Genomic DNA, 4081 nt, shown 5'->3' with positions numbered 1-4081 from the left:
GCGGAAAGCGATGGCGGTGGTAAAGCGAGGAGCGATGGTCGTGCATGCCATCTTATCTACCGCTGAGCTTTACAACAAAGTTAACGTTACAGTGCCGAGCCACGTTCAATCTGCCATCACGGATCATACAACAACCTTCCAATGCGCCCATATCGGCATATCCCGGCGCGAATTCTTCGAAGAGGCGAGCGTCAGGCACTTGCTCCATTGCCGCCGACAGAGCTCGAAATAGCTCACAATATATTGGTATTTTAATCCGGCGCTCACCCCCTTAAAGACATAACTACCAAAAATAACACCGTTCTTAATATTATATTCCTCTTATGTATTCTCCGTATAATTATGATCGGAAATTTGAACGAACGCTGTTGCACTACTGAAGGCCGATGCAGTGACTGACCAGAACCGTGTTTTAAGTGTCCAAAGTGTTGAGGATATCCGCTTGTTGGAAATTGACGATCTCTTCTTCCGTTTGTGAACTCCACAAGAGGTTGCGTAAGAGGTATGGATTGGTTGTCACGTTCGACCTCCAAGCGCCGTGATCGCGGTATTGGGACGGAAAGTTCAACCTCGCGGATACCGTTCATAAGGCCGCTCTCAGCATTTATGAATTGCAGAAGCAAGTTTACAGCCTGATGATTGCGCCCGGCGTCCTTTTCAGCTCTGAACAGGGTAGCTAGCGAGGTCGCGTCAGGTTTTCGATGTCACCTACCGAGCCACTTTTATCTGAACGAACTTCGGAGTAACGTCGTGGAAAATACGCTCATGGAGACCAATGCAATAATTGTCCTATGCCCTTTCCCGGCATCCTTACTATATTGTGCTTAACCTCCGCAAAACAGTTCAAATTCTGAGTTATAATATCTGGCGATTAATCGCAACGATTTGCGCTCTTATTTGAACCGAAGAGGTTTCAGGCTGGGAGTGCAGCCAAGATATACTTGGTGTTTTTATTTTAGTTATTTTAATTATATAGCGCGATATTTTAGCAAAATAAAAAATTCCCTCCGCTAATAGCTATACACGGAAAATAATATATATTAGTATAATATAGATCTAAAATATCCGACATATGAGACTCAATCAGTCCATCATACTAGAGTTTTCCATTCAGGACGTTGGAGGTAAGGTGAATTTTTGAAATACGATTTTTCTCGCCATGTATTACGATAATTACTCCGGAAATAAAAGGTGAAACAATTAATTGTGACATGATTATATTCTTTCTATTATGTGTATTTAGCATACAAATGCTATATATTATTTATGCATCGCTGATTATTCAATTTTTTGGAGGTAATATTTCATTAAGAGTGAGGCGAGGCGAGGCATGAACCGAATACAAACGCCTGTGCTCATAACGGGCACGGTGAACGACATCGTCTTCCAACAAATAGCAGCCGCTTTGCTGCGCCGGGGGCATCGAATAGTTCAGCTTCAGCTTGAAAGAAATCTATCGGCTGAACTAGGTTCGTTGCGCTCTGCACTTGAAGGAATGGGCCGCCTACGCAATTTAAATCGCGTAGCTGGCCCATTTAAGGCGCTTGTGCATTGCGTCGAAATTCCGAGCGTTGCTCAGATTGGAATACATGATGTTGAAAAACTCTTTATTGAAACTGTTATTCGATTTGGCCGGATTTTTCAAACAATTGGTCAAGATATGATCAATCGGTACGGTGGAAAGGTTATTATAACGGCGACGAACTCCCTCGTGTCCGATAGTGACGCGAATGTTCATGATGTACTGCTAGCTGCTGTTGCGGGCGCAGCAATGTTTACTCAAAAATTGTTTGAAGATAATGGCCTTAATTGTTGGGGTATATGTCCAATACATGAGATTAATCAAAATGATTTAGCAGAAAGTATAAGTAACACCATATCAAATGTATTGGACAAAATAAGTAATTGTTACAACAAGAATAGAATACTTGATGAATACGGGATGATGAATATACTTGGGAATAAAATTGCCGATTTTTCATCAGAAATATATATCTTTGAAAAGATATTTCAAGATATAAAAAGTAAAAACCTATTTAAATCACATAATTCTTAGTTTTATGTTTAACGAGAATAGAAATATTATATACAATTATTCAATGGAAAATTACTGCATATGGACAACACGATATGTCAATTCGGCGTAGGACATAAATATGCATTGGAATATATTATAAAATTTGCAATGCTTAAGACGATGTATTTCGATTTAGATAAATATTTCTCAGACCAGAAAAATCTTAATATCATCACCTATAAGACAAGATATCCATATATTTCTTTTAATTTTGATATTCTAATTGAAGTCGACTGTGATTGCCGAACCTTCGTTCTAATGAAATGGAATTGGATTATTGGAAAAATAATATTGACGAAAACAGAATCGACGTTCGATATTATTATATATTTGTGGGAGGGGCGATGTAAAACGAGCCCTTTCCAAAATGAGTTGAGTGATTTCAAGAGAATATAAGCCGAGCAGATCGCTTACATTCGATTGAGATCACAATGACCTGGATCGAAACTGCTTTCCGACGGTATGGCCGTTGCAATTCGCGCTATGCAAGATGAGATAGTTGCTGCCTTAGCGGCGGCATCCAAATGAACGGTTCGAATTATCGGTCGTTTCGATTTGAATGTTATCCTAGCCAGAACCTCGATGCCATAATGCGATGAAGATGCTTGGATTTGGGCGGCGGTGTAGCTTCGCTCCAGCATCTCGCCCACGCGATTGCTGCTTTTTTTCTTGTGCTAGGTCACCGACTCATAAGATCGAAGCCAAATACGAATTGAAGCAAGCTGGATAGACGCGAGGAAATTATCGTCGCGTTTGTCGTATCGGGTTGCGATGGCTCGGAAGTGTTTGAATGTGTTGAAGAACCATTCGACAGCGTTACGTTGTTTATAGAGCCATGGACTGAAGGCGGGGATATTCACACGGTTTGGCAGCTGGAGTGTTCCCCATTTCACCGGACACGTCGGCTAGATTGTTTTAGCCCTGATGAACTGCCGAGGGGAAGCCATCTTGAGAGCGGAATGGGGATGGATTTCGTTGTAGATGCTATGGAGGAGCCGCCCGGCTCATCCGCTTCATCGACAACGAGGAGGCCTCCGATGAACGAGAACGCCAAGTCCAGTGTGCCAGTATATGCAGCCATTGAGCTGAGCAAATCTACATGGTTAGTTGCGGTGCTTTCCCCAAGCTCAGATCGCGTGAAGCTTCGCCAGGTTCGCGGTGGCGATACCGCAGCGCTCGTCGCGATGTTGAACAGCACGCAAGCGGCCGCAGCGCAGATAGATGGTCGCCCTGCAGAGATCGTCGTTTGCTTTGAGGCCGGATATGACGGCTTCTGGTTAGCGAGGTTCTTGCGGAAGCGAGGCATTCGCACGTCTGTGCTCGACTCCACCAGCTTCTTGGTCAACAGGCGAAGCCGCCGTGCCAAAACAGATCGGCTAGATGCTGAGTCCATGGTCCGAATGTTCCGATCTTTCGACCAGGGCGATAGAACGGTGTGCCGCGAAGTTCGTGTTCCTACGCCGGAGGAGGATGCTAAACGCCTCGACAGAGAACGTCTGCAGCTTTCGGCCGAGAGGACACGCCACGTGAACCGTATTCGTGCCTTGCTCAATCTTCACGGTATCCGCGATCTCGACCGCCAGCTCGAGGAAGGCTTGAAGGACTGTACTCTTGGCATTCCCAACGTCGATAAGGTTCACCGCATCTCCACGCTTAAGGGTGTTGGCAGACTGAGCGCTGTACTGCTGGTGTCGGAGGTGTTCCACCGCCAATTTGCCAATCGAAAGTGTTTGGCGAGCTTTCTTGGTCTGGCACCGCGTCCGTATGCGAGTGGTGCTGTGAAGCATGGTCAGGGAATCAGCAAAGCCGGTAACCGTTTCGCCAGAAGGCTGCTCGTTGAGCTTGCGTGGTGTTGGCTGAGGTATCAGCCGGCAAGCGCTGTATCCCAGTGGTACCGTAGCGCTTTCGGGGAGGGTTCGGGCCGATCTCGCAAGATCGGTGTCATCGCGCTCGCTCGAAAGCTCGCGGTCGCCATCTGGCGTTTTGTTGAAGATGGCCTAGGCC

3 protein-coding genes and 1 pseudogene are annotated in these 4081 nt (G+C 45.4%); 3 read left to right on the top strand and 1 reads right to left on the bottom strand.

Features of this window, described 5'->3' with window-relative positions:
- Positions 1-232: hypothetical protein (locus tag ACTJKP_RS26460; protein ID WP_440632776.1), on the top strand; the 232-nt coding region annotated here is incomplete at its 5' end.
- A gap of 1098 nt (positions 233-1330) precedes the next feature.
- Positions 1331-2056 (top strand): hypothetical protein, encoded by a 726-nt coding sequence (locus ACTJKP_RS26455; RefSeq protein ID WP_440632775.1) that lies wholly within the window; start codon positions 1331-1333, stop codon positions 2054-2056.
- 695 nt (positions 2057-2751) lie between these two features.
- On the opposite strand, the pseudogene ACTJKP_RS26450 reads toward ACTJKP_RS26455, so the two are convergent.
- A pseudogene (locus ACTJKP_RS26450) lies at positions 2752-2910 on the bottom strand (IS5/IS1182 family transposase); the annotation flags it as partial.
- A gap of 204 nt (positions 2911-3114) precedes the next feature.
- Here ACTJKP_RS26450 and ACTJKP_RS26445 point away from each other — a divergent pair.
- A partial coding sequence (locus tag ACTJKP_RS26445; RefSeq protein ID WP_440632603.1) for an IS110 family transposase occupies positions 3115-4081 on the top strand: 967 nt, incomplete at its 3' end.

The organism is Brucella sp. 22210, assembly GCF_052045675.1.
GTDB lineage: Bacteria > Pseudomonadota > Alphaproteobacteria > Rhizobiales > Rhizobiaceae > Brucella.
Note: the sequence above shows the minus strand (reverse complement) of the source record. Positions and strands in the feature narration are given on the sequence as shown.